Below are 1,625 nucleotides of genomic sequence, written 5' to 3' on the forward strand. Positions count from 1 at the left end.
TTTGAGCACCGCTTAACTTGTTTAAGCAAATCGAACTTTTAATTGAAGAGTTTGATCATGGCTCAGATTGAACGCTGGCGGCAGGCCTAACACATGCAAGTCGAGCGGTAGCACAGGAGAGCTTGCTCTCTGGGTGACGAGCGGCGGACGGGTGAGTAATGTCTGGGAAACTGCCTGATGGAGGGGGATAACTACTGGAAACGGTAGCTAATACCGCATGATGTCGCAAGACCAAAGTGGGGGACCTTCGGGCCTCACGCCATCGGATGTGCCCAGATGGGATTAGCTAGTAGGTGAGGTAATGGCTCACCTAGGCGACGATCCCTAGCTGGTCTGAGAGGATGACCAGCCACACTGGAACTGAGACACGGTCCAGACTCCTACGGGAGGCAGCAGTGGGGAATATTGCACAATGGGCGCAAGCCTGATGCAGCCATGCCGCGTGTGTGAAGAAGGCCTTAGGGTTGTAAAGCACTTTCAGCGAGGAGGAAGGCGTTGCAGTTAATAGCTGCAGCGATTGACGTTACTCGCAGAAGAAGCACCGGCTAACTCCGTGCCAGCAGCCGCGGTAATACGGAGGGTGCAAGCGTTAATCGGAATTACTGGGCGTAAAGCGCACGCAGGCGGTTTGTTAAGTCAGATGTGAAATCCCCGAGCTTAACTTGGGAACTGCATTTGAAACTGGCAAGCTAGAGTCTTGTAGAGGGGGGTAGAATTCCAGGTGTAGCGGTGAAATGCGTAGAGATCTGGAGGAATACCGGTGGCGAAGGCGGCCCCCTGGACAAAGACTGACGCTCAGGTGCGAAAGCGTGGGGAGCAAACAGGATTAGATACCCTGGTAGTCCACGCTGTAAACGATGTCGACTTGGAGGTTGTGCCCTTGAGGCGTGGCTTCCGGAGCTAACGCGTTAAGTCGACCGCCTGGGGAGTACGGCCGCAAGGTTAAAACTCAAATGAATTGACGGGGGCCCGCACAAGCGGTGGAGCATGTGGTTTAATTCGATGCAACGCGAAGAACCTTACCTACTCTTGACATCCAGAGAATTTGCTAGAGATAGCTTAGTGCCTTCGGGAACTCTGAGACAGGTGCTGCATGGCTGTCGTCAGCTCGTGTTGTGAAATGTTGGGTTAAGTCCCGCAACGAGCGCAACCCTTATCCTTTGTTGCCAGCACGTAATGGTGGGAACTCAAAGGAGACTGCCGGTGATAAACCGGAGGAAGGTGGGGATGACGTCAAGTCATCATGGCCCTTACGAGTAGGGCTACACACGTGCTACAATGGCATATACAAAGAGAAGCGAACTCGCGAGAGCAAGCGGACCTCATAAAGTATGTCGTAGTCCGGATTGGAGTCTGCAACTCGACTCCATGAAGTCGGAATCGCTAGTAATCGTAGATCAGAATGCTACGGTGAATACGTTCCCGGGCCTTGTACACACCGCCCGTCACACCATGGGAGTGGGTTGCAAAAGAAGTAGGTAGCTTAACCTTCGGGAGGGCGCTTACCACTTTGTGATTCATGACTGGGGTGAAGTCGTAACAAGGTAACCGTAGGGGAACCTGCGGTTGGATCACCTCCTTACCTCAAGATACGCATTGTGCAGTGTCCACACAGATTGTCTGAT

The 1,625-nt window shown here is 53.0% G+C and carries 1 rRNA gene; it reads left to right on the top strand.

What is annotated here, in order from left to right:
- Positions 1 to 39 precede the first annotated feature (39 nt).
- A 16S ribosomal RNA gene (locus ACLBVC_RS24710) occupies positions 40 to 1,582 on the top strand.
- The last annotated feature ends 43 nt before the right edge of the window (positions 1,583 to 1,625 follow it).

Source organism: Rahnella selenatireducens (genome assembly GCF_046449555.1).
GTDB lineage: Bacteria > Pseudomonadota > Gammaproteobacteria > Enterobacterales > Enterobacteriaceae > Rahnella > Rahnella selenatireducens.